General features: G+C 71.8%; 22 protein-coding genes, 1 tRNA gene and 1 pseudogene. 14 read left to right on the top strand and 10 right to left on the bottom strand.

What is annotated here, in order from left to right; translation table 11 throughout:
* The first annotated feature begins 211 nt into the window (after window positions 1-211).
* Complete coding sequence (locus ACMCNO_RS10320) at window positions 212-826, top strand: pyridoxamine 5'-phosphate oxidase family protein (protein ID WP_412749182.1); 615 nt, start codon at window positions 212-214, stop codon at window positions 824-826.
* On the opposite strand, the gene ACMCNO_RS10315 is transcribed toward ACMCNO_RS10320, so the two are convergent.
* Complete coding sequence (locus ACMCNO_RS10315; protein WP_412749181.1) at window positions 817-2,310, bottom strand: methionine--tRNA ligase; 1,494 nt, start codon at window positions 2,308-2,310, stop codon at window positions 817-819. The genes ACMCNO_RS10320 and ACMCNO_RS10315 overlap by 10 nt on opposite strands.
* Window positions 2,311-2,585: 275 nt before the next feature.
* Between ACMCNO_RS10315 and ACMCNO_RS10310 the strand changes: the two genes are divergently transcribed.
* The 5 genes from ACMCNO_RS10310 to ACMCNO_RS10290 all read left to right on the top strand — a co-directional run bounded on the left by ACMCNO_RS10310 (window position 2,586) and on the right by ACMCNO_RS10290 (window position 6,946).
* The gene (locus tag ACMCNO_RS10310) at window positions 2,586-3,377 is read left to right on the top strand and encodes an ATP-binding protein (RefSeq protein WP_412749180.1); all 792 of its coding nucleotides are present in this window, start codon (window positions 2,586-2,588) and stop codon (window positions 3,375-3,377) included.
* Between the two features lie 81 nt (window positions 3,378-3,458).
* Entirely contained in the window at window positions 3,459-3,644 is a 186-nt protein-coding gene (locus ACMCNO_RS10305) for a hypothetical protein (RefSeq protein ID WP_412749179.1), read from the top strand.
* A 164-nt stretch (window positions 3,645-3,808) separates the two neighbouring features.
* The gene (locus tag ACMCNO_RS10300; RefSeq protein ID WP_412749178.1) at window positions 3,809-4,369 is read left to right on the top strand and encodes a hypothetical protein; all 561 of its coding nucleotides are present in this window, start codon (window positions 3,809-3,811) and stop codon (window positions 4,367-4,369) included.
* Between the two features lie 2 nt (window positions 4,370-4,371).
* Window positions 4,372-5,349 carry a S26 family signal peptidase gene (locus ACMCNO_RS10295; RefSeq protein WP_412749177.1) on the top strand — a complete coding sequence of 326 codons (978 nt, stop codon included), beginning with the start codon at window positions 4,372-4,374 and terminating at the stop codon, window positions 5,347-5,349.
* Window positions 5,350-5,410: 61 nt separating this feature from the next.
* Window positions 5,411-6,946 carry a lactonase family protein gene (locus ACMCNO_RS10290; RefSeq protein WP_412749176.1) on the top strand — a complete coding sequence of 512 codons (1,536 nt, stop codon included), beginning with the start codon at window positions 5,411-5,413 and terminating at the stop codon, window positions 6,944-6,946.
* Here the strand turns inward: ACMCNO_RS10290 and ACMCNO_RS10285 are convergent, their stop codons facing one another.
* Complete coding sequence (locus ACMCNO_RS10285) at window positions 6,947-8,950, bottom strand: glycogen debranching N-terminal domain-containing protein (RefSeq protein ID WP_412749175.1); 2,004 nt, start codon at window positions 8,948-8,950, stop codon at window positions 6,947-6,949.
* A gap of 155 nt (window positions 8,951-9,105) precedes the next feature.
* Complete coding sequence (locus tag ACMCNO_RS10280; RefSeq protein ID WP_412749174.1) at window positions 9,106-11,058, bottom strand: amino acid transporter; 1,953 nt, start codon at window positions 11,056-11,058, stop codon at window positions 9,106-9,108.
* Between the two features lie 254 nt (window positions 11,059-11,312).
* Here ACMCNO_RS10280 and ACMCNO_RS10275 point away from each other — a divergent pair.
* Window positions 11,313-12,689: pseudogene (locus ACMCNO_RS10275) on the top strand (DUF4118 domain-containing protein); the annotation flags it as partial.
* A complete protein-coding gene (locus tag ACMCNO_RS10270; RefSeq protein ID WP_412749173.1) occupies window positions 12,686-13,363 on the top strand; it encodes a response regulator in 678 nt (225 codons plus the stop codon). The pseudogene ACMCNO_RS10275 and the gene ACMCNO_RS10270, both read left to right, overlap by 4 nt.
* Before the next feature lie 39 nt (window positions 13,364-13,402).
* Here ACMCNO_RS10270 and ACMCNO_RS10265 read toward each other — a convergent pair whose 3' ends face one another.
* Window positions 13,403-13,717, bottom strand: coding sequence for an SMR family transporter (locus ACMCNO_RS10265; RefSeq protein WP_412749172.1), 315 nt, complete (start codon window positions 13,715-13,717; stop codon window positions 13,403-13,405).
* A gap of 243 nt (window positions 13,718-13,960) precedes the next feature.
* Between ACMCNO_RS10265 and ACMCNO_RS10260 the strand changes: the two genes are divergently transcribed.
* Window positions 13,961-14,503 carry a DUF5565 family protein gene (locus tag ACMCNO_RS10260; protein WP_412749171.1) on the top strand — a complete coding sequence of 181 codons (543 nt, stop codon included), beginning with the start codon at window positions 13,961-13,963 and terminating at the stop codon, window positions 14,501-14,503.
* A gap of 3 nt (window positions 14,504-14,506) precedes the next feature.
* On the opposite strand, the gene ACMCNO_RS10255 is transcribed toward ACMCNO_RS10260, so the two are convergent.
* On the bottom strand, window positions 14,507-14,830 hold the full coding sequence (locus ACMCNO_RS10255) for a hypothetical protein (protein WP_412749170.1): 324 nt from the start codon (window positions 14,828-14,830) through the stop codon (window positions 14,507-14,509).
* 389 nt (window positions 14,831-15,219) lie between these two features.
* On the opposite strand from ACMCNO_RS10255, the gene ACMCNO_RS10250 reads away from it, so the two are divergent.
* Window positions 15,220-15,660, top strand: a complete 441-nt coding sequence (locus ACMCNO_RS10250; RefSeq protein ID WP_412749169.1) for an SRPBCC family protein — start codon at window positions 15,220-15,222, stop codon at window positions 15,658-15,660.
* 13 nt (window positions 15,661-15,673) lie between these two features.
* Complete coding sequence (locus ACMCNO_RS10245; RefSeq protein WP_412749168.1) at window positions 15,674-16,276, top strand: TetR/AcrR family transcriptional regulator; 603 nt, start codon at window positions 15,674-15,676, stop codon at window positions 16,274-16,276.
* Window positions 16,277-16,351: 75 nt separating this feature from the next.
* On the opposite strand, the gene ACMCNO_RS10240 is transcribed toward ACMCNO_RS10245, so the two are convergent.
* From ACMCNO_RS10240 to ACMCNO_RS10220, 5 genes are all read right to left on the bottom strand, one after another.
* The gene (locus ACMCNO_RS10240) at window positions 16,352-16,489 is read right to left on the bottom strand and encodes a hypothetical protein (RefSeq protein WP_412749167.1); all 138 of its coding nucleotides are present in this window, start codon (window positions 16,487-16,489) and stop codon (window positions 16,352-16,354) included.
* A gap of 495 nt (window positions 16,490-16,984) precedes the next feature.
* Window positions 16,985-17,056, bottom strand: a tRNA-Val gene (locus ACMCNO_RS10235).
* A gap of 24 nt (window positions 17,057-17,080) precedes the next feature.
* Window positions 17,081-17,560 (bottom strand): peroxiredoxin, encoded by a 480-nt coding sequence (locus ACMCNO_RS10230; RefSeq protein WP_412749166.1) that lies wholly within the window; start codon window positions 17,558-17,560, stop codon window positions 17,081-17,083.
* A gap of 8 nt (window positions 17,561-17,568) precedes the next feature.
* The gene (locus ACMCNO_RS10225) at window positions 17,569-18,003 is read right to left on the bottom strand and encodes a DUF3052 domain-containing protein (RefSeq protein ID WP_412749165.1); all 435 of its coding nucleotides are present in this window, start codon (window positions 18,001-18,003) and stop codon (window positions 17,569-17,571) included.
* Window positions 18,004-18,119: 116 nt separating this feature from the next.
* Entirely contained in the window at window positions 18,120-20,495 is a 2,376-nt protein-coding gene (locus ACMCNO_RS10220; RefSeq protein ID WP_412749164.1) for a transketolase C-terminal domain-containing protein, read from the bottom strand.
* Between the two features lie 267 nt (window positions 20,496-20,762).
* Between ACMCNO_RS10220 and ACMCNO_RS10215 the strand changes: the two genes are divergently transcribed.
* From ACMCNO_RS10215 to aceE, 3 genes are all read left to right on the top strand, one after another.
* Window positions 20,763-21,806, top strand: coding sequence for a metallophosphoesterase family protein (locus ACMCNO_RS10215; RefSeq protein ID WP_412749163.1), 1,044 nt, complete (start codon window positions 20,763-20,765; stop codon window positions 21,804-21,806).
* Between the two features lie 18 nt (window positions 21,807-21,824).
* Window positions 21,825-22,229, top strand: coding sequence for a YjbQ family protein (locus ACMCNO_RS10210; RefSeq protein ID WP_412749162.1), 405 nt, complete (start codon window positions 21,825-21,827; stop codon window positions 22,227-22,229).
* Between the two features lie 148 nt (window positions 22,230-22,377).
* Window positions 22,378-25,116: a pyruvate dehydrogenase (acetyl-transferring), homodimeric type gene (aceE, locus tag ACMCNO_RS10205; protein ID WP_412749161.1), complete on the top strand. Its 2,739-nt coding sequence runs from the start codon at window positions 22,378-22,380 to the stop codon at window positions 25,114-25,116.
* The last annotated feature ends 162 nt before the right edge of the window (window positions 25,117-25,278 follow it).

Genomic DNA, 25,278 nt, shown 5'->3' with positions numbered 1-25,278 from the left:
GCCCCGCACACGGGGTCAAGCACGCATCGACGTTAAGTGATGGATCTCCGGTTGTCCATGCTCACGGCGGCGTGCAAGATGCACGGCGGCGATACGGCAGCGCGTTGACCGGAATGCTGGCCAGCCGCGCCGTCGCCCCCGGCGCGGGGATCCGGCCAGCGCACGAAATTCGACGGGACGGGGGTCCGGCCCGGCGGTTAGAGTCGGCGCCATGCAGGAGGTCACCACGCACGACGAGATCCGGGAACTGCTGGGCGCTCCGATCGCCCGGGTGGCGCACAAGGAACGGCCCCGGCTGCACGAGTACGACCGGCAGTGGCTGGCCAACTCACCGTTCTGCCTGGTGGCAACGTCGGATGCCCAGGGGCGCTGCGACGTCTCCCCCAAGGGCGACCCGGCCGGTTTCGCGCTGGTCCTGGACGACACCACGATCGCGCTGCCGGAACGGCCCGGCAACCGTCGCGCCGACGGCTTCCACAACGTCATCGACAACCCGCACGTCGGGCTGAACTTCTTCGTCCCCGGGCGGGGCGACACCCTGCGGATCAACGGGCGGGCCCGGCTGATCCGGGACGCCGACTTCTTCGACCGGATGGTGGTCAAGGGACACCGGCCGGTGCTCGCCCTGCTGGTGGAGATCGAGGAGGTCTTCTACCACTGTTCGAAGGCGTTCCTGCGGTCGGCGCTGTGGCGCCCGGAGACGTGGCGCCCCGAGCAGGTGCCGAGCCGTCCCCGGATCGCCCAGGTGGTCGAGCGGCCCGAGGACGAGCTGGCCGAGCTGGAGCGCTACTACGGCCCCGCGTACGCCGAGCGTCTCTACGGCTGACGCTTCTCGGCCAGCCGGCGGAACGCCGGTTCCGGCGTACCCACGCGGGCGCCGTGGCCGAGCTGGCCGGCCAGCCGGGCGGCACCCCCGGGCAGGAACGGGCGCACCTCGGCGGCGAGGACCCGGCACGCCGCGACCAGCGTCGCCAGCACGGCGTCGAGGCGGGCGTCCGCACCGTCGCGGGCCAGCTCCCACGGCCGCTCCGCGTCGAGCAGCCGGTTGCCCGCGTCGACCACGGCGCACACCGCCCCGGTGGCCGCCCGGAAGTCCCCGGCACCCAGCGCCTCGTCGATCCGCCCCGGCAGTGCCTGCGCCTCGGGCAGCCCCACCTCCGGCAGCCCAGCGCCGGGGGTGGCGCGGACGTGGCCGTCGCGGTAGCGGTGGACGAGCGTGAGGGTGCGGTTGACCAGGTTGCCGATCCCGTGCGCCAGGTCCTGGTCGGCGCGGCGCACCAGCCGGTCCACTGTGAAGTCGGTGTCACCGGCCGGGGCCACCTCGCGCAGCAGCCACCAGCGCAGCGCGTCGGTGCCGTACCGGTCCGCGAGCGCCACCGGGTCGACCGCGTTCCCGGCGCTCTTGGACAGCTTCGCGCCGTCGGTGGTCAGGTAGTCGTGCACCAGGATCGTGGTGGGCAGCGGCAGACCGGCGGAGAGCAGCAGGGCCAGCCAGTGCACGGCGTGGAAGCGAACGATGCCCTTGCCGATCACGTGGATCCGCTCCCCCGGCCCGGCCCACCACCGCTCGTACGCCGGGTCGTCGCCGGCGTAACCCAGGGCGGTGACGTAGTTGGCCAGCGCTTCCCACCACACGTAGATGACCTGGTCTGGGTCGTCGGGCACCCCGATGCCCCAGCCGCCCGCCCGGGCGGCGGGCCGCGACACGCTGAAGTCGGCGAGCCCGGCCCGGACGAACGCCAGCACTTCGTTGCGCCGGGCGGCCGGCTCGACCCGGACCTCGCCGGACTCCAGCAGCTCGCGCAACCGGTCGCCGTAGCGGGACAGCCGGAAGAACCAGTTGCGCTCGGCGACCGCCTCGGGCACCACCCCGTGCTCCGGGCACCGCCCGTCGGTCAGCTCCGCCGGGGAGTAGAACTGCTCGCAACCGGCGCAGTACAACCCTTCGTACGTGTGCCGGTAGAAGTCGCCCGCGGCGGCGCAGCGGCGCCACAGCCGCGTCACCCCCGGCGCGTGCCGCGGATCGGCGCTGGTACGGATGAAGTCGTCAAACGACAGCGCCAGCGGCTCCCGCAGCGCGGCGAAACGGGCCGCGTTGCCGTCGACGAAGGATCGCACGTCGAGCCCGGCGGCACGGGCGGCGGTCACGTTCTTGAGCGCGTTGTCGTCCGTGCCGGTGAGGAAGCGCACCGGCACGCCGCGCAGGCGCCGGTGCCGGGCCAGCACGTCCGCCTGCACCAGTTCCAGCGCGTGCCCGAGATGCGGGGCCGCGTTGACGTACGGGATGGCAGTGGTGATGTAGCAGGTCATGATCACTCCTCCGCCCGGCCGCGGGCGGGCCCCGCACACCGGCCCCGCGCGGCAGGGGCCTGGTCGTCTGCGGTGAAGTCAGCGCACGCCGCAAAGCCCCCGGTGGGGGCCCATCATCAGCTCGGCATGGCGCGTCATGTGGCGATGGTGCCAGCGGCCCGGGCAGCGGACCACCCATTTGTGCGCCGCGGCACCACCCAGCGTGGTCGGCGTGCCGGTGTCGGGCATACTGGGGCCACCATGCAGCCCGCTCTCGGCCTGGTGCCCGTCGCGCGATGACCACGCAGCCTGCCGACATCACCGTGCGATCCCAGGCCGACATGGCCCGGGGAGTGATCGTGCTGTGCCCGGCGGGCCTCTGGACCGCCCGCAGCCGGATCGAGGTCGCACAGGCCCTGAATCACGCGTTCAACGAACAGCCCCGCGCGGTCGTCGTCGACCTGGCCCGCCTGGAGATCGCCGGGGAGATCGACGGTGCCGTGCTCGCCGAGCTGCACTCGGGTGCGGGCCGCCGGCCGGGCGTACTGCTGCTGTGGGCCGGTCCCGGCCCGGCGCTGGCGCTGCGGCTCGGGTGGCTGATGCAGTCGCGGTCGCTGTTCCGCAGCGTCGACGAGGCGGTCGCGTACGCCCTGCGCAACCCGGGCGGCATGGTGACCCCACCGTGGGTGTGCGAACGGTATCCAGCCGCCCCGGAGGCGACGGCCGCCAGCCGGCGGCTGGTGGTCCGGGCCTGCCACCAGTGGGACGTGCTCGACGTCATGGACGACGCCCAGCTGGTGGTCAGCGAGCTGACCGCGAACGCGGTCGAGCACGGCCGCGGTGACGTGATCGTCTCGGTCGACCTGCGCGACACGACGCTGACCATCGCGGTACGCGACGAGAACCCGGCACCGCCCGCCCCACGCGAGTCCGACCCCGGCCGGCATCCGTTGCGCGACCGCGGCCGTGGACTGGTGATCATCGAGCGGGTGTCGACCGGCTGGGGGTCGCTGCCCCGCCACCCCGCCGGCAAGACCGTGTGGGCCACGCTGGCCGCCCACCGCGGCGCACCGCCGCCGCGCGGGTAGGCCCGGCGTCCCGAATCCCTGGCGCCGGGGGTGCCGGGTGGGCAGCATGAAGGGGACACGACGAGTCCCGCGGAGGTCGTCATGACTGAGGTCCAGACCGTCCCGCAGCCCGACTGCGACGAGTACGAGTACGACGAGGCGCACGACGCCGACGGCCGCGCCGGGCAGCCCCCGGCCGCGCCGCCGCCACTGCGGGTGCCCGCGGACATGCATGTCACGGACACCGGCGGCGACTACGGCTACGACTGCGCCCACGACCTGGGCTGAACCGGTTCCGCCCGGGCCCGGAGAGCAGCGCCGGAGACTTGCTGGTTCCTTGAAGACCGATTGAGGCTGAGTTGACCCTGGTCGGCGACCTTAGATGTCGACGGCACCGGTGGGCACTCAGAGCTTCCGGTCGAGGGAAGGAACTTCTGATGCAGCGTGGCGGAATGAGCATGATCGCGGCGGCCGCGACGGTGGTCGGTGGTATCGCGCTCAGCACGGGCGTGATGTGGCAGGCGTCGAGCGCCGCCTTCACGGCGTCGACCGACAACGCCGCCAACAACTGGAGCGCCGGTACGGTCGACCTGGTCGACGACGACAACAGCGCGGCGATGTTCAACGCGAGCGGCCTGCGTCCCGGCTCGACCGGTGAGAAGTGCATCAAGCTGACCTACAACGGCAGCCTCTCCAGCACGGTCAAGCTGTACAGCACGGCGGTCTCCGGCTCGCTGGCCCCGTACGTGGACCTCGTGATCGAGGAGGGCACGGGCGGCAACTTCGGCAACTGCAGCGGGTTCGCCGCCGCTGGTGGCCCGACCTACACCGGCACGCTCGCCGACTTCGGCGCGACCAAGAAGACCTTCGTGTCGGGTGTCGGCACCTTCGCGCCGGGCGGCGCCGGGGCGACCCGTACGTACCACATCAGCTACACCGTGAACGCCTCGACGCCGGACAGCGCGCAGGGTGCCACGGCGAGCGCCACGTTCAACTGGCAGGCGGCGAGCTGACGATGACCACCGCGACCGCGCAGCTGCCCGCCTCGTCGGCGAAGCTTCCGGGTGGCCCCGACTCCGCAACCCGGGGCCACCTGGACGCCGCGAGCGTGGCGGAGCTGCCCTCCGCAGCCGGGGACCGCCTGGTCTCCGAGCCGCGGCACGGGCTGACGCTGCGCTGGTCGTTGCCGGTGGTACGGCTGGTGGCGATCGGCCTGCTGGCGGCCGGGGCGGCGGTCCTCGCATGGACGCTGTTGCCGCTGGCCTGGGGCTGGCAGTCCGCGGTGATCGTCAGCGGGTCGATGAGCCCGCGGGTGCACCGCGGCGACGTGGTGATCAGCTCCCCGCCGGCACCGGGCTGGCAGCCCGCGATGGGCCAGGTGGTCACCGTCCCGGACCAGGTGCATCCCGGCCACACTCTCACGCACCGCATCGTCGGGTTCGACGAGCAGGGCCGGCTGATGACGCGGGGCGACGCGAACGGCAGCGACGACCCGTTCCTTACGGACCGGGACCAGGTGCAGGGCATCGGGCGGCTGCTGGTGCCCCGGATCGGGCTGGCCACGCTGCTGCTGCGCGAAGGCCACCCGGGGCTGTTCGTGACGCAGAGCCTGGTGGTGCTCGTCGCGCTCGGGCTCGTGCTGCGGCTGCCCGCCACCCCGCACGACCAGGCCGAGGCAGAGGCGTCCCAGCAGGGTCCGGCCGAGGCGGAAGTGTCCGGCCACGGTCCGGCCGACGCGGACGCGTCCGCCGACGGCGCGGGTGCCGCGCAGGAATCCGGGCAGGGCACGGCGGACGCGGAGACATCCGAGCAGGCCACGGCGGACGCGGAGACATCCGAGCAGGGCACGGCTGGCGCCGGGACGTCCGAGCATCGCGCGGTGAAGGCGGGAGCCTCCCTCCCAGCCCGGCCGAAGCGTTCCGGCAAAGCCCGGCCGCGGCGCAAGCATCCCCGCAATTCCCGGCCGCGCCGGAAGCGTCCGGCCCGCGCGTGAACTGATCGAGAACTCTCATGTCCGGCGCATCCCGGCCGACGTAGACCCGGAGGGAGGACGGATGGCTGGCGGCGCATCGTGGGCTCGCCGGGGACGGCGCCCGGTGGCGCGACCCGGCCGTACCCGTCGCGGCCTGCGGGCCGGGCTCGTCCTGCTGGTGGCGCTGTGCCTGGCCGGGCTGGGCCTGCTGCCCACGAGCCTGGCCGCCTTCTCGGCCACCACGTCCGGCCCGGCGTCCTCGTTCACGGCCCGCGCCACCTTCGGCCTGACCCAGACCGCGACACCGCCATGCCTGAACGACAACGGTTCGGGCGGGTGCGCCGCGGCGACCGGCATCATCCAGGGCGAGTCCGTCGTGATCAGCCCGGACGGCAAGAACGTGTACGTGGGCAGCGTCGGCAGCAGCACGAACAGCGGCGTCGCCGAGTTCTCCCGCAATGCGACGACCGGCGCCCTCACCCAGCTGGGCGGCAATGACAAGTGCGCCAGCAACGGCACCGTCACCGGCTGCACCCCCTTCCCGGGCGCGCTCTACTACGTCTACGACCTGGCCATCAGCCCGGACGGCAAGCACGTGTACGCCACCGGCTTCGCCAGCGACACGATCGTCTCGTTCAGCCGCAACGCGAGCACCGGCGCCCTCACGCCGATCGCCGGGGTGAACAAGTGCCTGTACGACAGCACCCAGTCGAGCCCTCCGGCCAACTGCAACCCGGCGGCCCGCCACATCGACGGTGCCGACGGTGTCGTGGTGAGCCCGGACGGCGCATTCGTCTACGTGACCTCGTACAACTCCGATTCGCTGACCGTCTACGCCCGCGATGCCACCACCGGCGCCCTGACTCAGCTGGCCGGCACGGCCGGGTGCATCACCAACACCTCCGTCAGCAACTGCGCTCTCGGGGTCGGGTTGAACATGCCCGACTTCGTCCGCATGTCCCCCGACGGCACCAGCCTGTACGTGACCTCGAACAAGAGCAGCACCGTCGCGGTCTTCCAGCGCAACCCGACCACGGGCGTCCTCACCCAGGCGGCCGACCCGAACGCCTGCCTGTACGACACCGCCGTCGCCGGCATCAACGGCTGCAAGGCCGCCACGGGCATCTCCGGCGCGTACTACGTGGCGATCGCGCCCAACGGCAGGACGGCCTACGTGACGGGCAAGAGCGGCGACACGATCGCCCAGTTCACCCGCAACACGAGCACCGGCGTACTGACCCAGCTGGCGAGCCCGAACGCCTGCCTGCACCTGTCCGGCGGCTCCGCCCCGCCCGGGTGCGGCAGCAGCGCCCGGGGCATCAACGGGCCGACCTGGGTCACGTTCAGCGACGACGGCCTGTTCGCGTTCGTGTCGGCGGCCAGCAGCTACGCGGTGGCCGCGTTCCGGCACAACAACACCACCGGGGTGCTCACCCAGATCACCGGAACGTCGGGCTGCATCTCGAACGTGGGCAGCGAGGGCTGCGCCGCCGGCAGTGCCCTGAAATTCGCCAATGCCCTGACGATCAGCCCGGACGGGCGCGACGTCTACGTCGTGGGTGGCGACACGCAGGGCTCCGACGAGGGATACCTCGCGGTGCTGAACGCGACCCACTAGTCACGGGGTGCCGTACACCTCGTCGCGGCCCCAGCGGCCGGGCAGGCGGCGCAGCGCCAGCGAGCCGATCGGCGCGACCAGGTGCGGTTTGCTGAGCAGCCGTTCCGGTGTCGGATCCAGGCCGAGCAGGACCCGGACGAGCAGCAGCGGGGTGCCGGTGGCCCATGCCTGCGGGGAGCAGGCGGTCGGGTATTCCACGGGCATCCGGGTGACGTGCCGGTCGTAGCCGACGAAGACCTCCGGCAACCGGTCGTCGAAGTAGCGGGCCGCCTCCAGCGTGGCCACGGCCAGCCGGCTGGCCTGTTCGCGGTATCCGTACCGGGCCAGGCCCGCCGCGATCAGCGCGGTGTCGTGCGGCCACACCGTGCCGTTGTGGTACTCGACGGGGTTGTAGGCGAGCTGCCCGCTGGCCAGGGTGCGGACGCCCCAGCCGGAGAACAGCCGGTCTCCGGTGAGGTGCGCGACGACCCGTTCGGCGGCGTGGTCGGGGACGATGCCGCTCCACAGCAGGTGCCCGACGTTCGAGGTGAGCGTGGGCACGGGTGCCTTCGCGCCGTCGAGCGCCAGGGCGTAGCAGCCGATCTCGTCGAGCCAGAAGTCGCGGTGGAACCGTTCCGCCAGCGCGTCCGCGTCGGCGTCGAGGCGACGGCCCCACGCCGGGTCGTGCCACACCTCGCGGGCCAGCCGGGCCGTGCGGCGGCGCGCGTCGTACGCGTACCCCTGGATCTCGCAGACCGCGGGCGGTCCGGCCGCGAGCGTGCCGTCGGGGTGGACGATCGAATTCCAGGAGTCCTTCCAGCACTGGTTCACCAGGCCGGTATGCGGATTGCGGGTGCGGTACTCCAGGTATCCGTCGCCGTCGAGGTCGCCGTGCCGCTCGATCCAGGTCATGGCCGCCCGCGCGGCCGGTTCCAGCTCCCGCACGGTGGCCCGGTCGCCGGTCCAGCGCTCGTACTCGTCGAGGACGACCAGGAACAGCGGCGTACTGTCGGCCGAACCGTAGTACGGCGAGTGCGGCCGTTCGGCGAAGTGGGTCAGCTCCCCGTGCCGCAGCTCGTGCAGGATCTTGCCCGGTTCCGCGTCGCGGAAGTCGTCGAACTCGGCGGCCTGCTGCGCGGCCAGCGCCCGCAGCGTGGTGCGGCACAGCTCGGGGGCGAACGGCAGCGCCTGGTAGCTGGCGATCAGGCTGTCGCGGCCGAACAGCGCCATGAACCAGGGCAGCCCGGCCGCGGGCAGCGACGAGTTCGGGACGGTCTCCGGGAAGAACCGCAGCGCGGCCAGGTCGACCAGGCTGCGCCGGTAGACGCGGTGCAGGTCCTGCCAGTCCGTCTCCAGGTGCGGGGCGGTGGCCAGCCAGCCGTCCAGGGTGCCGGGGATGTTGGGCTGGTGGGACAGCTTCGGCACCGGGCGCAGATGTTCGGTCGCGACGGAGATCTCGATGTCCGTACGCCACGTCTCGCCGGGTTGCAGCTCCACCCGGTATGCCAGCGACGACTCGGTGAAGAACGCGCCCGGTGCCTCGATCGTGGTCTCCCGGCGCAGGTCGGCCCGCTCGTACCCGAGCACCACCCGGTCCTGTTCCAGCCGGTGGTAGAAGCGGCCCACCTTCGCCAGGTGGTCCTTGATCTCGAAGACGTCCGCGAAGTCCGCCGCGAACAGCACGCTGATCTCCGCCCGCAGCGCCGCCGTGCCGTGGTTGTCGAGCTGCAGGTGTTCCTGCATCCCGTCGCCGACGTGGCGGCGGCGGATCAACACCACCGACGAGTTCCGGTACGGCGAGCCGGTGGGCGCCACGAGGAAGAACAGCGCCTCGTCGTATTCGACGGCGTCGCCCGACAGCGCCTCCAGCTCGCGCCCGTTGAGCCGGACCTGCCAGCGGGACAGGTGGCGCATGTCCCGGTAGAACAGGCCCGCCGGTTCGTCGGGGCGGGCATCGATGTCGCCGGCCGGGTCGCTGACGACGAACGTGCTGCCCTCGAGAATGTGGACCTGCCGTGCACGCACCGTTCCTCCTCGAGGCCGTCGCCCACGGTGTATGCACACATTTTGATGAATCAGAGGCCTCCGGCGGAATCACCCGAAGGAGTCCTGGTTTGTGACTTGACGGCCGACCCGGTTCCCGGAATATCTGCGGCTCTCGTGTGGAACGCCGCCCGCGATCAGCCGACGTGGACGTGCGGGCGCCGGTGGCGATCGGGCTCGGCCTGGCGCAGCATCTCCCGGGTGACCGGGGCGACCTCGCCCTGGCCGAAGATCAGGTAGCGGATGAAGTTCACCGCCGGATTGCCCTCGGTCCATTCGAAGTAGATGTGCGGGCGCCGGTTGGTGACGTCGCGGACGTGCAGCAGCAGGGCCGCCAGCGCGCTGGGCACGGACGAACTCGCCAGCGTGATCACCCGGTACCGGTGGTGCAGCACTTCACCGCGTACGTGCAGTTCGGTCTCGAAGTCGGAGGCGTCGACCACGGTGACCTCGACGAAGACGATGTCCCGGTCGTCGGCCATGTCGTTGTCCGCGAGGATCTGCGCGATCTTCTCGCTGTACTCGGCGGCGTCGCGGCTGTCCGGCTCGTTGGCGACCAGCCGGATCTGGCGGCGCCCGCACTCGCGCAGGAACCGGTCCGTGACCTCGTCCGTTTCGATGTGCGTGACCCGCAGCTCGAAGGCCCGGTAGATCCGGGAGATCAGCGAGACCGCGAGGATGCCCGCGATGAAACACCCGGCGATCTTGACGCCGTCGGGCCGCTCGACCACGTTCGCGATCGTCGTGTACACGAAGATGACCGCGATGATCCCGAACGCGACGGTCAGCCCCCGCTGCCCCCGGCGATGCGCGGACAGCGTCACCGCGGTGGCCGCGGAGGTGATCAGCACCAGCACGCCGGTGGCGTACGCGCCGCCCTGGGCGTCCACGTCCGCGTCAAAGATCCAGGTGATGAGGAACGCGGTCGCCGTGAACACCAGCACCAGCGGGCGCACCGCCCGGGCCCAGGACGGGGCCATGCCGTACCGGGGCAGGTAGCGGGGCACCAGGTTGAGCAGCCCGGCCATCGCGGAGGCGCCCGCGAACCACAGGATCGCGATCGTCGAGAGGTCGTAGACGGTGCCGAAGACGGTGCCCAGATTCTCGTGCGCCAGGTACGCCAGGGCGCGGCCGTTGGCGGGCCCCCCACTCTGGAATGCCTCCTGCGGGATCAGCACCGTCGTCACGATGCTGCTGGTGATGAGGAAGACGCTCATGATGCCCGCGGCGACGGTGAGCAGCTTCTTCGCGCCCTGGATCCGGCCTCGGGGGTGGGCTGGCATGTCACCGGCGTCGCCCTTGATGTGCGGCATCACCGCCACCCCGGTCTCGAACCCGGACAGGCCCAGCGCCAGCTTCGGGAAGACGAGCAGGGCGATGCCGACGATGAGCGCCGGATTGCCGTGCTGGGTGGTCAGGGCGCTTCCCCAGTCCGCCACGAGCGTGGGGTGGGTCAGTACCTGCCACAGGCCGTCGGCCACGACGACCAGATTCAGCGCGAGATACACCCCCACCATCGCTACCGCGATGCCGATGGCCTCCGTGAAGCCCTTGAGGAAGACCGCGCCGAGCAGGGCCACCAGCACCAGCGTCACGATGACCTCGTGGCCGCGCAGGCTGTCGGGCCAGAACGGGTTCTCGTCGACGTGCGCGGTCGCGTCCGCAGCGGACAGGGTGATCGTGATGATGAAGTCCGTCGCGGCGAATCCCAGCAGCACGAGGACGAACAGCTTGCCCTTCCAGAACGAGAGCAGCTTGACCAGCATCGCGATGGAGCCCTCGCCGTGGGGGCTGTCCGCGGCCACCCGGCGGTACACCGGCAGCGCCCCGAGCAGGGTGACCAGCACCAGCACCAGCGTGGCGACCGGGGACAGCACCCCGGCGGCGAGCGCCGCGATGCCCGGCTGGTAGCCGAGGGTGGAGAAGTAGTCCACGCCGGTCAGGCACATGACCTTCCACCAGGCGTGCGGTTGCTCGCCCGGCTGGCTGTGCGGGCCCTGATGCTGTTGGGAACGGTCGGTCAGCCCCGACATCAGCCAGGTCCGGAACCGGGGGGCGCCCGCCCCCGCCGCCTTCTCGGCAACGGCCATCGATCGAATCCTCCCCGTAGATCGCCCGACCCATCGTGGCACCACGACCACCTCGGCGCCGGGCGCAGCGGCGTTAACAAAGCGTCAAGAAACCGCTGGTCCCCGTGTCGCGCGCCCGGCGCCCGGGCCGTCCCCGGACGGCTGGGGCAGGATTTGCGGGGGGCAGGGAAGGGGGTGACGCGATGACCGGAGAGCCGCGGACGTTTCCCGGGTCCGACCCGGCCGAGCTGGTGCGTCAGCTGCTGGTGGAGCCGCCGACCGCGTTGTCACGGGAACGGCGGCTGGCCGGGTTCGCCACCGCCGTGCTCGGCCTGCCCGCCCTGACCGTGCTCGTGCACCTGGGCCCGCCGCTGTCGCTGACCACGGACATCCTGTTGTACCTGGCCGCGGTCGTCGCGGTCGCGATGGTCGGCGGGCTCTGGCCCGCACTGCTGGCCGCCGGCGCCTCGTTCCTGCTGCTCAACTGGTTCTTCACCCCGCCGGTCGGGCGGCTGACCGTCGCCGGGCGCGACAACCTGATCGCGCTCGCCGCCTTCGTCGTGATCACCCTCGCGGTGAGCTGGGTGGTCGACACCGCAGCCCGCCGTACCCGGCAGGCCGCGCAGGCGTCGGCGGAGGCACAGACCCTGGCCATGGTGGCGGGCAGCGTGCTGCGCGGGACGCGGCCCCTGATAGCGCTGCTGGAACGGCTGCGCGAGACGTTCGAGCTGCACTCGGTGACCCTGCTCGAGGACGGCGAGGTGGTGGCCGCCGTCGGCCGGCCGCACCCCGGACCGGACCAGGCCGAGATCGCTGTGCGGGCCGAGCAGCGGCTGGTGATGGTGCTGCGCGGGCGGGCCTTGGAGGCCCCGGCGCGGCGCATCGTGGCGGCGTTCGCCGCGCAGGCCGCGGTCGCCCTGCGCCAGGAACGGCTGGCCGCCGAGGCGGCCGCCGCCAAGCCGCTGGCCGAGGCGGACCGGATGCGCTCGGCGCTGCTGGCCGCGGTCAGCCACGATCTGCGTACGCCGCTGGCCTCCGCCAAGGCGGCCGTGGACAGCCTGCGCAGCTCGGAGATCCACTTCGACGACCAGGACCGCGCGGAGCTGCTGGAGACCGCCGACGAATCGCTGGCACGCCTGGACCGGCTGGTGGCGAACCTGCTCGACATGAGCCGCCTGCAGGCCGGGGCGCTGGGCTTCACCGCCATCGACGTCGGGGCGGAGGAGGTCGTACCGCGTGCCCTGGACGACCTGGGACCGTCCGGGCGAGACGTCACGGTGCACATCCCGGACGATCTCCCCCCGGTGCACGCCGACCCGGGACTGGTGGAACGGGTGCTGGCCAATCTGATCACCAACGCGCTGCGGTACAGCCCCCGGGACCGGCCGCCCGTCGTCACGGTCAGCGCCCGCGGCGACACCATCCAGCTGCGCATCATCGACCACGGCCCGGGCATCCCGCAGGACCGCTGGGCGGATGTGTTCCTGCCGTTCCAGCGCCTCGGCGACCGCGACAACGAGACCGGGGTCGGCCTCGGGCTGGCACTGTCGCGCGGCCTCGCCGAGGCGATGGGCGGAACCCTGACTCCGGAACAGACACCGGGCGGCGGCCTCACCATGATCCTCACCCTGCCCGTGGGCGGTCACGCATGACCCGGGTGCTGGTGGTCGACGACGATCCGCAGATCGTCCGGGCGCTGCGCATCAACCTGCGCGCCCGTCAGTACGACGTCGACACCGCGGCCGACGGTGGCGCCGCCCTGCGCACCGCCACCCACCACCCGCCGGACCTGGTGATCCTCGACCTCGGTCTGCCCGACATGGACGGTGCGGAGGTCATCCGCGGTCTGCGCGGCTGGACGAGCGTACCGATCATCGTGCTGTCCGGACGTGCCGACAGCACGGACAAGGTGGCCGCCCTGGACGCCGGCGCCGACGACTACGTCACCAAGCCGTTCGGGGTCGACGAGCTGCTGGCCCGCATCCGGGCCGTCACCCGGCGCGTCCAGCCCGCGGACGACGGCACCGCAGTGGTGATGCTCGGCGTGTACGCCGTGGATCTGGCCGGCCGTGGCATCACCGGTGGCGACGTCGAGGTCCGGCTCACCCCCACCGAATGGCAGCTGCTCGAGCACCTGCTGCGCAATCCGGGGAAGCTGGTCAGCCAGCGGGCGCTGCTGCAGGACGTGTGGGGCCCGCAGTACCACTCGGAGACGAACTATCTGCGCCAGTACATGGCGCGGCTGCGCCGCAAGCTGGAGGCCGACCCCGCCCGTCCCCGGCATCTGCTGACCGAACCCGGCATGGGCTACCGATTCCGGCCGTGACGGCTCAGCGGTCCCCGTCGTGGGCCCGCGGAGGCAGCCTCAGTGGAACAGCTTGAGACCGACCACCCCGGCGACGATCAGGAACAGGGACAGCAGGCGCAGCGGGCTCGCCGACTCACCGAGGACGAGCATGCCCGCCGCCGCGGTGCCCGCCGCACCGATGCCGACCCATACCGCGTATCCGGTGCCGACCGGGATGGTGCGCAGCGCGTAGCCCAGTCCGGTCATGCTCAGGGCGAGAGCGCCCACGAAGATCAGTACGGGAGCGGGGCGGGTGAAACCGCCGGTGCGGCTGAGCGCGACGGCCCACACCGACTCCAGCAATCCCGACAGAATGAGAACGAGCCACGCCATGCTGACCACGCCACCTTCGACACGGTCGTCTTCGCTGGCCGGGTACGACACGTCCTCGTCCGGGATGTCCGCATCTGCGGCATCCTTCCCAGGATAACCCGCCTGGCCCGGCAGCCATGGCACCTCTGTTGCCGATCTCACCGGGCGACCCCGCGTGCCGGGCCGACACATGACCGGATGACGGACCGCATGCGGCCCGTCGCGACCAGGAAATCCGTTTCACCTCGATGCGATCATGCCGGCATGAAGAAGATCCCCACGGTGTTCGCCCGCGACCCGGATGACCGTAAGCGCGTCCTTCCCGAGGCCAACCCGGTCTGCCAGTGGGTCCTCGACGGCGAGGGCACCCCGACCCGCAAGTACGACGGCACCTGCGTGATGCTCGACGAGCACGGCGTCTGGTGGGCGCGCCGGGAGGTACGGCCCGGCCGGACCCGGCCGCCCGGCTACCTGCCCGTGATGACGGACGAGGTCACCGGCAAGACCGTGGGCTGGGAGCCGATCGGGCAGTCGGCGTACGCGAAATACCACGCCGAGGCGCTGACCACCGCGCCGGAGCCGCGCCGCCCCGGCACGTACGAGCTGATCGGCCCGAAGATCAACGGGAACCCGGAGGGCGTGGCGGGCCACGAACTCGTCCCGCACGCCGAGGCCGAACGGCTGGATGTGCCGCGCGACCTGGTGGGCCTGCGCTCCTGGCTGCTGGCCCACCCCCGGTACGAGGGCATCGTCTGGCACCACCCGGACGGCCGCCGGGCCAAGCTGAAGCACCGCGACTTCGCCTGAGTCCTACTCGTACGGGGAACCGTATTCGCTGACGATGTCGATCGCGATGACGGCGGCACCGATGATCAGCGGCCACAGGACGGCGCCGGTGAAGGCACCGATCGCGCTGTCGGCACGCCCCTGCCACCGGTGCCGTTTCCCGAGCACCACGCACGCCAGCAGACCCGCCACGAACAACGTCCAGGCGACGGCCACGTTGGGTACGAACAGCACGATGGGCACCATCACCAGCCACACGGCCAACGCCTGCCCCAGGCCGGACACGAATCGTCCGCGGCGTTCCGGTGGGACGCCGCGGACGGCGGTGGCAGCTCGATCGATGCTCATCGGCTGAATCTAGCGGGCCGTGCCCACCCCTGCGGCCCGAGCAAGACCCGCGCGACAACCCGAAGGCGCGCCCGCCGCAACCCGCCGGGCCTGATCTCGGCTCGCCGGGACCCGGCGAATCCCCTGTGCCGGTCCAGGACGATCGCGGGCGGCAGCCGGGGGTGGCGATGCGGGCGACGACGGCGAAAACGGTCGATGATCCTGCCATCGACCCGATCGGCGCGCTCGCCGACCTGTCCGCGTCGACACCCCGGGCGGAGGTCCGGCTGGCGGCCGCCCTGGGACCGTCGGCGGAGCCAGGAAACATCTCGAGGAAGACGTGGGCCGCCTGGACCTGTCTAATCGGCTTAGGTAGGCTGTCTAATGCCATTAGATAGATGGGAGTCCGCATGCGACACGTCCTGCACACCAAGATCAATATCCCGGCACCGCCGGAAGCCGTCTGGCGCCACCTGGTCGACCTGGCGGCCTACCGCACGTGGAACCCGTTCATCACTGAAGCCGCCGGGACGGTCGCCGTCGGCGAACAGCTCACCCTCCACGTACGGGCGGGTGACCGCGCCACCACACTGCGTCCCACCATCACCGCCGCCGACCCCGGCCAGCTGTTCGAGTGGCTGAGCCACCTCGGCGTGCCGGGCCTGTTCTCCGGACGTCACCGTTTCGAGCTGACTGCCACCACCACCGGCTGCCAGTTGTCGCACAGCGGAACGTTCTACGGCGTGCTCGTCCGTCCATTGCGCCGCTCACTGGAAACGTCCACCCGGACAGGTTTCGAGGCGATGAACGACGCCCTCGCCCACCGGGTGCTCGTCCAGCGCGCGGCCTGACGGCACCAGCCGGATGGGACGCAAGGTAGGGCTCACCCGGGCCCAGGTCGTCGCCGCCGCGGCCGATGTCGCCGACAAACGGGGGCTGGCCGAGGTCAGCCTGTCCACGGTCGCGGCGGCCCTCGGCGTACGCACCCCCTCGCTCTACGCGCACGTGGACGGACTCACCGGGCTCCGGCGGGACGTTTCCCACCGCGCCAGTGAGCGCCTCGCCGTGTACCTCGCCGCTGCCGCCGAGGGTGAACCCAGCCCGGTCGCGTCGATCCGGGCGATCGCACAGGCGTACCGGGCGTTCGCACGCGCCCATCCCGGCCTCTACGCGGCGTTGCTGCCGGTGCCCCGCACGGAAACCGATCCCGAATGGGCCGCCAAGGCAGCTGCACCCGTGGAGGTGATGACGACCGTCCTCGCCGACATCGGCATCGACCCGGACCGGAACATCCACCTGATCCACACCCTGCGCGCGGTCCTGCACGGCTTCGCAGACCTCGAGCTCGGTGGCGCCTTCGGGCCGGCCGACCCGGTCGACGCCTCCTTCGAGGCCGCCCTCGATCTCGTCATCCTCGCGCTGGTCGGCCCGGCACCGCCGCCGTCCAGCGCACGGCAGCAGGACTGATCCCAGCCGTTGTCCATCACGGAGTTGACAGCGGTGTTTCGAGGATGGAGCCGAGTCGGCGAATCCGTTGACGGATCAACGCTCGAACTGCGTTCGAACGATATTCCCCGTCTCCTTGTCGATGAACACAGTGATTGCGCCGCCGCGGTAGCCGGGGCGGTAGATCGACACGTCGAAGGTGTCACCGGCCTGGCCGTAGACCTTCGCCTCCATCTCCTCCGTCGGGAGCCTATGGTCGCGCGCCACGCGCCATGCGACTTGTATCGCTTCGTCGGCTGACACCACGAGTTCGCCCTCGCCCTCGGAGCCGGATCTTCGGCAGATGCGTCATCACGTGTGCGGACCGACATCGGTTCCCGCGCGATGAATGATCCACCTGCCGACCATCTGCGTTCGTTACTCGTTCTTACGTCAGCGGTTGGAGGACCGGTCAATTGACCGGATGAAGCGGCGGTGGCTGCATGGATGGCTCCTTCGGAACGGTCGGCACATCGTCACAGCTCGAAGTCCGCCCCCGCAAGGTCATCCGACCGGCTGGCGCGGACCGCCGCGGCCGGCCGAGGACGCCAGTAGGCCGCGCACGAGCGGTCACGGTGCGTCGGCTCGGCGAGGTCTTCGGGCGACCGATTGATGTCAGAAACGGATGTCAGCGGGTCCCCAACGCTGCCGAGGGGCGGATCGGCAGCGTATTTCCGCTGTTCGGAACGGTGGGCACGGTTGGTTTCGAACCAACGACCCCTCGCTTGTAAGGCGAGTGCTCTCCCACTGAGCTACGCGCCCGGGTCGCGCGGCGAACCGGAGCCGTCATCGTACCCTGATGTCCGCCTCAAGGTCCGCGACGGCCTGCCGCCAGGCGCGCTGATCGCGGGCCTGCCCCGGAGCGCCTACCTCGGCGTAGCGCACCACCCCGGCGGCGTCGATCAGGAAGGTGGCACGTTCGGCGTGGCCGCGGTCGGCGTCGAGGACCCCGTACGCCTGGGCCACCGCCCCGTGCGGCCAGAAGTCGGCCAGCAGCGGGAATTCCCAGCCTTCCCGCTCGGCCCACACCTTGTGGCTGTACGGCGAGTCGACACTGACGGTGAGCACCTGGACGGCCGGGTTGGCGTACTCGGGCAGGCGCTCCTGGATCTCGCCGAGCTCCCCCTGGCAGACGCCGGTGAACGCGAGCGGGTAGAAGACCAGCAGCACAGCCTTGCGGCCCCGGAAGTCGGCGAGCCGGATCTCCTGGTTGTTCTGGTCCCTGAGGGCGAAGTCCGGCGCCGGGGCACCGATCTCGACGGGCATCGCGGCGGCTACTTCTTCTTCGCGCCCCGGGGCGAGACGAGCCGGTGCGCGGTCCAGTCCTTGCCCGCGTTGACGGTGGAGGTCTGCTGCAGGCCCGCGGTGGGCGCGGACTCGCTGATCTCGCTGGGCTCGACGTGGCCCTCGCGGCCCGCCTTGGGGGTCAGCAGCCACACGACGCCGTTGTCGGCGAGGGGGCCGAGGGCGTCGGTGAGCAGCTCGAACAGGTCACCGTCGCCGTCGCGATACCAGAGCAGCACCGCGTCGACCACCTCGTCGGTGTCCTCGTCGACCAAGTCTCCCACGCGTTCGGTCAGGGCCTCGCGGAGATCCTGGTCGACGTCGTCGTCGTAGCCCATCTCCATGACCACCATGTTCGGCTCCAGGCCGAACCGGTCCGCCAGGCTACGTACGCCGTCGGCGGCCTGACCAGCGGTCGCGCTCACTGTCGAATGCCTCCTCACCTCTTGCGCTGCGGCCGGTCACAGGTGCCGACCTTGTTTGGGGGTAGTCCACACACTTGCCGGCCCGGGCGCAAGTGGCACACCGAGTGTGAGGCAATCTACCGTGCCAGCAGGTCGTGGGCACCCTGTGTGATGGCATCTTCCCCGATGAGGACGTGTTGCGCCGCCGGACCGAGCGGAATGAACGAATCGGCTGCGGCGATCCGCCGGGCGGCGCCCTCGAACCCGCCGTCCACCAGCGCCGCGAGCACGCCCTCGCCCACGCCGCCGGAGCGCCGGGTCTCGTCGACGATCAGCACCCGGCCGGTGGCCTTGGCCTCGCGGACCAGGTCGGCGATGGGCAGGGGGTTGAGCCAGCGCAGGTCGACCACCCGGGCCCCGTAGCCCTCCTCGGCCAGGCGGGCGGCAACCCGCAGGGACATGCGTACGCCGTTGCCGAACGTGAGCATGGTCAGATCCTCGCCGGCGCCGACCAGGTAGGTCCGGGCGCGGCCGATCGGCACGTGCCCGGCGGCCCAGTCCCGGGGCGGCGCGTACGGCGACAACCACTCGTTGTCGCCCGGCTGGTGCAGGTCACGGGTGTGGTAGAGCCCGATGGGCTCCAGGTACACACAGACGGAGCCGTCGACCGCGGCCGCGGCCAGGCACGAGCGCAGCATGGGCGCGGCGTCGGCCGGGCGGACCGGCACCGCCACCACGAGGCCGGGTACGTCGCGCAGGGCGGCGACGGCCTGGTCGTCGGTGACGTGCTCGCCGCTGGGCTGCCCGTGGGCGAATCCGGCGACCCGGACCACCAGCGGGTTGCGTAGCCCTCCGGCGCTGAGGAACGGCAGCGTGGCGGCCTCGCCGCGCAGCTGGCTCGCGGCGTGGTGCAGGTGCGCCAGGTGCCGGATCTGCGGGATGGGCAGCAGCCCGGCCAGACCGGCGCCCAGGCCGAGGCCGAGCACGGAGGTCTCGTCGCCGGGGGTGTCGAAGACCCGCGCCGGGCCGAACCGTTCGCGCAGGTTCCCGGTGATCCCGTACCCGCCGCGCGCGGTCACGGCGTCGCCGAACACCAGGGCACCCGGCGCGGCCAGCAGGGCATCGGTGAGCGCGGCACTGACGGTCTGGGCCAGGGTCAGCGGCCCGGCCTGCTCCGGGACGCGGCCGCCGAACGCGGCGGCCCGGGCGGCGGCACCGGCACCGGCGGCGCGGGCGGCGGCATCGGCGACCGTACGGGCGACCCGGACGGGCCGGCGGGGCGCCAGCGGGGCGACGACCTCGGCCGCGGTGGTGAGCTTCGGCTCGCCGAGCACCTCCTCGGCGACCTTGCGGACCTGCCAGCCCACCTCGTCGTAGCGGGCGACGAGTTCGTCCGGGCCGGCCAGGCCGGCCTCGACGAGCAGCCGGGCGGTGTCGACGAGGGGGTCCCGGGCGAGGTCCTCGGCGAGCCGGTCGGCGGGGGTACGGGCGGCAGGGATGCCGTTGGCGGCGCGCCCGGGTTCCGCCCCGGCCCGGCGCAGCAACGCGACCATGGACAGGTGCAGCACGGCGGGGCGCCGGTGCTCGCGCACCCAGGCGGCGGCCTCGGCGGCGGCCTCGTACGTGGCGACCAGATCGCATCCGTCCGCGGCCGTGTACCGCAGGCCCGGCCGCGAGCGCAGCATGTCCGCGATCCAGCCGGTGGGCTTTCCGGCCGCGCGGCCGGGCCCGTCGTCCTCGCAGACGACGAGCAGCGGCAGGCGCTGTCCGGCGTGGTCGTGCTGTCCGGCGGTGTTGAGCGCGGCCACGGCGTCGGCGTGGTCGATGGCCGCGGCGCGGACCGAGGCGACCACGATGGCGTCGGTGGGCCACGGGCAGTCGACGCCGTCGAGTTCGTCCGAGCGGGTGAGGCCGAAGGCGAGGCCGACCGCGCGGGGCAGATGCCCGGCCGCCGCCGACGTGGTCGGCACGATGTGCAGGTCGGCGCGGCCGAGGGCCTGGTGGCGGCCACCGGACATGGCTTCGCTGGCCGAGGCCACCACGCTGCGCAGCACGTCGCGTGCGGCTTCGACGAACGGGTCCCTGGGCTGGTCGTCGGTTTCGTCGGCGGCCGCGCCGGTGGCGGGCGCCGGTGCGACGCCGGTCGGTACGGTCGCCGGGCTGGTCCGGGCGGCGGCCGCGGCGCGAGCACAGTAGAACCCCACCGAGCGCTCGTGCAGCAGGGCCGGGTCATCGGCCCGCAGCGCGGCGGCCACGGCGGCACTGCCCTCGCGCCCGGCGGCGCCGACCGGGTGGAAACCCTCGTTGAAGCTGCGCAGCCAACGGGCGGCGAGGTCGAGATGGCGGCTGGTGAGCTGGGCGTCGAAGAGCTGGCGGGCCTGCGCGCCGGTGAGGTCGGCGCCGTCGCGGACCGGCTCGTCGGGCGTTCGGCGCGAGGACGGGCGCGACAGCGCCGTCACCGCGTCGCGGAACCGCTCGTCGAGGTTCTGCGGGGTGGTCACGCGACCCAGCATTGCCGACCCGCGCGAGTGGTGCCATGTCAGAAGTCCGCCTTGACAACATCCCGGCCGCTTCCGCGCGGTGGGGACACCCGGCCGCCCGCATGCCCCGTGGATTCCGGCGAAGTGCTGCGGCGGACCGGCGGCCGGTGCTGTACTCGGTACATGATCTTGCGGTCGGTCGTCGTGCGGCTGGCGCTGGGGGCGGTGTGGTTCGCGGCCGTTGCCCTTACCTTCCTGGTCATCGACCTGTACACGTGAGACGACGGGCGGCGGCGCGGGATGTGGGGCAGGCCGGGGTTCGGGCGGATCGGTCTCGCGGCAACGGCCGCGCTCCTGCTGGCCACGCCCGCCGCCTGCTCGGACGACGGTCCGCGGGGCACGAGCCCGGCCACCGCGCCGGCTGACCGGAGGGCGAGCCCGCCGACGAACGGCGCGACCTCCCGGCCGGACGAGACGACCCCGAACGGGACGGCCCCCGCCGTAACCGGGGAGGCGCAGGGCAGCGCCGCGGGGCAGACCGCGGCGGCGAGCGCCGTGCTGATCGGCGCCGGGGACATCGCCACCTGCGAGGGCACCGCGGACGACCGGACGGCCGCACTGCTGGCGGCGCAGCCGGGAACGGTGTTCACGCTGGGCGACAACGCCTACCCCGACGGCACCGCTGCGGACTTCCAGCGCTGCTACGGGCTGAGCTGGGGCCGTCTGCGCGGGCGCACCCGGCCCGCCCTGGGCAATCACGAGTACCACGTCGTGGGGGCCCGGCCCTACTTCGACTACTTCGGTACGGCGGCGGGGCCGCGCGGCCGCGGCTACTACTCCTTCAACGTGGGCGCCTGGCACGTCGTGGTGCTCAACACGAACTGCGGCGTGGTCTCCTGCCGGTCCGGCTCGGCGCAACAGCGGTGGCTGCGTACGGATCTGGCCGCCTCCGGGGCCCGGTGCACTGTGGCCGTGGCGCACCACCCGCTGTTCACCTCCGTCGCCCGGCACTCCCCGGCCACCGGGACCCGGCCGCTGGTGCGCACGTTGCACGCGGCCGGGGTGGAAGTGCTGCTGACCGGGCACAACCACACGTACGAGCGGTTCGCGCCGCAGGACGCCGACGGCCGGGCCGATCCGGGGCGCGGCATCCGGGCGTTCGTGGTGGGCACCGGGGGTGCCCCGTTGCACACGTTCGGGCGGCGGGCGGCGCACAGCCAGGTCCGCAACGACCGGACGTACGGGGTGCTGAAGCTGACGCTGTCGTCCGGCGCGTACCGGTGGCAGTTCCTGCCGCTGCCGGGCTCGCGCTTCACCGACGCGGGTTCGGGCGTGTGCCACTGACCGTGACAGACTCGGCCCGTGCGCACTGAAGTGATCACCATCCGGACCGGCGACCGTCCGACCGTCGTCGACATCACCCGGGAGGCGGAAGCGTTCGTGACGGGCCGCGGTGACGGCCTGCTGCACGTGTTCGTGCCGCACGCGACGGCCGGGGTGGCGATCATCGAGACCGGGGCCGGTTCGGACGACGACCTGCTGACCGCGATCGGCGAGCTGCTGCCCGCCGACGACCGGTGGCGGCACCGGCACGGCTCGGCGGGGCACGGCCGTGACCACGTGCTGCCCGCGTGGATCGCCCCGTACGCGACACTGCCCGTGATCGGCGGCCGGATCGCGCTCGGCACCTGGCAGTCGATCTGCCTCGTGGACCCGAACGGCGACAATCCGAGCCGGCAGGTCCGCCTCTCCTTCCTGGAGGGATGAGAAGTTACTGGTCAGTACCTGTGTCGAGCGTCGCGTAGGGGGACGGTAGGCGTGACGCCAGCCACCGTCAGGGGGCAGGATGGAGGCATTCCCGCGCGCCGGACACACGATGGGGCGCGTGGTCCGATACGAACCCAGAGGAATGCCTGTGGCCACGGAGCGCAAGCGCCCGGTGATCAGCGATGGCCTGCCGAGCCAGCTTCCGGACATCGACCCCGAGGAAACCTCGGAGTGGGTCGAGTCGCTCGACGGTGTCATCGACGACCGCGGTGCCAAACGAGCCCGGTACGTCATGCTGCGCCTGCTGGAGCGCGCCCGGGAGCGACACATCGGCGTCCCGCCGCTGACCGCCACCGACTACATCAACACGATCCCGCCGGAGGCGGAGCCGTGGTTCCCGGGTGACGAGAGCCTGGAGCGCCGGATCCGTCGGCTGACCCGGTGGAACGCCGCGATGCTGGTGCACCGCGCGCAGCGCCCGGAGATCGGCGTGGGCGGCCACATCTCGACGTACGCGTCGAGCGCCAGCCTCTACGAGGTCGGCATGAACCACTTCTTCCGCGGCAAGGACCACCCGGGCGGCGGCGACCACATCTTCTTCCAGGGCCACGCGTCGCCGGGCATGTACGCCCGCGCGTTCCTGGAGGGACGGCTGAGCACGGACCAGCTCGACGGGTTCCGTCAGGAGCTGTCGCACCCGGGTGGCGGCCTGCCGTCGTACCCGCATCCGCGGCTGATGCCGAACTTCTGGGAGTTCCCGACGGTCAGCATGGGCCTGGGCCCGCTGAACGCGATCTACCAGGCCCGGTTCAACCGCTACCTGCACAACCGCGGGATCAAGGACACCAGCGGCCAGCGGGTGTGGGCGTACCTGGGTGACGGCGAAATGGACGAGGTGGAGTCGCTCGGCGCGATCGGCGTGGCCGCCCGCGAGGAGCTGGACAACCTCACCTTCGTCATCAACTGCAACCTGCAGCGCCTCGACGGCCCGGTCCGCGGCAACGGCAAGGTCATCCAGGAGCTGGAGTCGTTCTTCCGCGGCGCCGGGTGGAACGTCATCAAGGTCATCTGGGGCCGGGAGTGGGACCCGCTGCTGGCCGCGGACGGCGACGGCGCCCTGGTCAACCTCATGAACGTCACCCCGGACGGCGACTACCAGACCTACAAGGGCGAGTCCGGCGCGTACGTCCGGGAGCACTTCTTCGGCCGCGACCCGCGCACCCGCAAGATGGTCGAAGCCATGTCCGACGACGAGATCTGGGGTCTCAAGCGCGGCGGCCACGACTACCGCAAGCTGTACGCGGCGTACCAGGCGGCGGTGAACCACACCGGACAGCCGACCGTGATCCTGGCCAAGACCATCAAGGGCTGGACGCTGGGCTCGCACTTCGAGGCGCGCAACGCCACGCACCAGATGAAGAAGCTGACCCTGGACGACCTGAAGAACTTCCGGGACCGGCTCTACCTCGACATCAGCGACAAGCAGCTGGAGGAGAACCCGTACCTGCCGCCGTACATCCACCCGGGCGAGAAGTCCGAGGAGGTGCAGTACCTGCAGGAGCGGCGCCGGGAGCTCGGCGGCTACCTGCCGTCGCGGCGGACCACCACGATCCCGTTGGCGATCCCGCCCTCGGAGCGCTTCGGCGACGTCAAGCGGGGCTCGGGCAAGCAGAAGGTCGCCACCACGATGGCGTTCGTCCGCCTGCTCAAGGACATCATGAAGGACAAGGAGTTCGGGGCCCGCTGGGTGCCGATCATCCCGGACGAGGCCCGTACGTTCGGCATGGACTCGTTGTTCCCGACGCGGAAGATCTACTCGCCGCACGGCCAGACGTACACCTCGGTGGACCGGGAGCTGTTCCTGTCCTACAAGGAGGCCACCAACGGCCAGATCCTGCACGAGGGGATCAACGAGGCCGGTTCGTGCGCCAGCTTCACCGCGGCGGGCACGTCGTACGCCACGCACGGCGAGCCGATGATCCCGCTGTACATCTTCTATTCGATGTTCGGTTTCCAGCGCACCGCGGACGAGCTGTGGGCGGCCGCCGACCAGATGACCCGCGGCTTCCTGCTGGGCGCGACCGCGGGGCGGACCACGCTCAACGGTGAGGGCCTGCAGCACGAGGACGGACACTCGATGCTGATCGCGGCGACCAACCCGGCCGTGGTGGCGTACGACCCGGCGTTCGCGTTCGAGATCGCACACATCATGGAGAACGGCCTGCACCGCATGTACGGCGAGCAGCAGGAGAACGTCTTCTACTACCTGACGGTCTACAACGAGCCGATCGTGCAGCCCGCCGAGCCGGAGGGTGTGGACGTCGAGGGTCTGCTCAAGGGCATCTACCGGTACGCGGCGGCCCCGCAGACCAACGGCCCGGGCGCGCAGTTGCTGGCCTCCGGTACCGGCATGCAGTGGGCGCTGAAGGCGCAGGCGCTGCTGGCCCAGGACTGGGGGGTGGCCGCGGACGTGTGGTCGGTGACCTCGTGGACGGAGCTGCGCCGCGACGCGATCGAGGCCGAGGAGCACAACCTGCTGCACCCCGGCGACGAGCCGCGTAAGCCGTTCATCCAGCGCAAGCTGGAGGGCAGCCGCGGCCCGGCGGTGGCGGTCAGCGACTGGATGCGGGCCGTGCCGGACCTGGTGTCCCGGTGGGTGCCGAACGACTGGACGTCGCTGGGCACGGACGGTTTCGGCATGAGCGACACCCGGCACGCGCTGCGCCGCCACTTCCACGTGGACGCGGAGTCGGTCACGGTGGCGACGTTGCGCCAGCTGGCATTGCGCGGCGAGGTGCCGCCGCACGTCCCGGCGGAGGCCGCCAAGAAGTACGCGATCGACGACGTGAACGCCGCTCCGGTCGGGGAGACCGGCGGGGACAGCTGATCCGTCTCGCACGTCGGGGCCCGTCGCGGTAGCGGCGGGCCCCGCGTCGTCGCGGTCCCTGCGAGCCGGTTCGGCCGCGTCGACCCGGCGGTGCGGTAGCCATCGGGTCGCCGTGCGCCGCGCGCCCTTCCGGCGCGCACCAGCATCCACTAATCTCCGAGC

Origin of the sequence: Krasilnikovia sp. M28-CT-15, assembly GCF_047159595.1 — a bacterium.
In the GTDB taxonomy this organism is placed as follows: Bacteria; Actinomycetota; Actinomycetes; order Mycobacteriales; family Micromonosporaceae; genus Actinoplanes.
This window is presented reverse-complemented; position numbering and strand designations above follow the sequence as displayed.

Coding starts and splice junctions, on each gene's coding strand:
- ACMCNO_RS10320 (WP_412749182.1), top strand. CDS start 212: ATGCAGGAGGTCACCACGCACGACGAGATCCGGGAACTGCTGGGCGCT.
- ACMCNO_RS10315 (WP_412749181.1), bottom strand. CDS start 2,310: ATGACCTGCTACATCACCACTGCCATCCCGTACGTCAACGCGGCCCCG.
- ACMCNO_RS10310 (WP_412749180.1), top strand. CDS start 2,586: ATGACCACGCAGCCTGCCGACATCACCGTGCGATCCCAGGCCGACATG.
- ACMCNO_RS10305 (WP_412749179.1), top strand. CDS start 3,459: ATGACTGAGGTCCAGACCGTCCCGCAGCCCGACTGCGACGAGTACGAG.
- ACMCNO_RS10300 (WP_412749178.1), top strand. CDS start 3,809: ATGAGCATGATCGCGGCGGCCGCGACGGTGGTCGGTGGTATCGCGCTC.
- ACMCNO_RS10295 (WP_412749177.1), top strand. CDS start 4,372: ATGACCACCGCGACCGCGCAGCTGCCCGCCTCGTCGGCGAAGCTTCCG.
- ACMCNO_RS10290 (WP_412749176.1), top strand. CDS start 5,411: ATGGCTGGCGGCGCATCGTGGGCTCGCCGGGGACGGCGCCCGGTGGCG.
- ACMCNO_RS10280 (WP_412749174.1), bottom strand. CDS start 11,058: ATGGCCGTTGCCGAGAAGGCGGCGGGGGCGGGCGCCCCCCGGTTCCGG.
- ACMCNO_RS10270 (WP_412749173.1), top strand. CDS start 12,686: ATGACCCGGGTGCTGGTGGTCGACGACGATCCGCAGATCGTCCGGGCG.
- ACMCNO_RS10265 (WP_412749172.1), bottom strand. CDS start 13,717: ATGGCGTGGCTCGTTCTCATTCTGTCGGGATTGCTGGAGTCGGTGTGG.
- ACMCNO_RS10260 (WP_412749171.1), top strand. CDS start 13,961: ATGAAGAAGATCCCCACGGTGTTCGCCCGCGACCCGGATGACCGTAAG.
- ACMCNO_RS10255 (WP_412749170.1), bottom strand. CDS start 14,830: ATGAGCATCGATCGAGCTGCCACCGCCGTCCGCGGCGTCCCACCGGAA.
- ACMCNO_RS10250 (WP_412749169.1), top strand. CDS start 15,220: ATGCGACACGTCCTGCACACCAAGATCAATATCCCGGCACCGCCGGAA.
- ACMCNO_RS10245 (WP_412749168.1), top strand. CDS start 15,674: ATGGGACGCAAGGTAGGGCTCACCCGGGCCCAGGTCGTCGCCGCCGCG.
- ACMCNO_RS10240 (WP_412749167.1), bottom strand. CDS start 16,489: ATGGAGGCGAAGGTCTACGGCCAGGCCGGTGACACCTTCGACGTGTCG.
- ACMCNO_RS10230 (WP_412749166.1), bottom strand. CDS start 17,560: ATGCCCGTCGAGATCGGTGCCCCGGCGCCGGACTTCGCCCTCAGGGAC.
- ACMCNO_RS10220 (WP_412749164.1), bottom strand. CDS start 20,495: ATGCTGGGTCGCGTGACCACCCCGCAGAACCTCGACGAGCGGTTCCGC.
- ACMCNO_RS10215 (WP_412749163.1), top strand. CDS start 20,763: ATGTGGGGCAGGCCGGGGTTCGGGCGGATCGGTCTCGCGGCAACGGCC.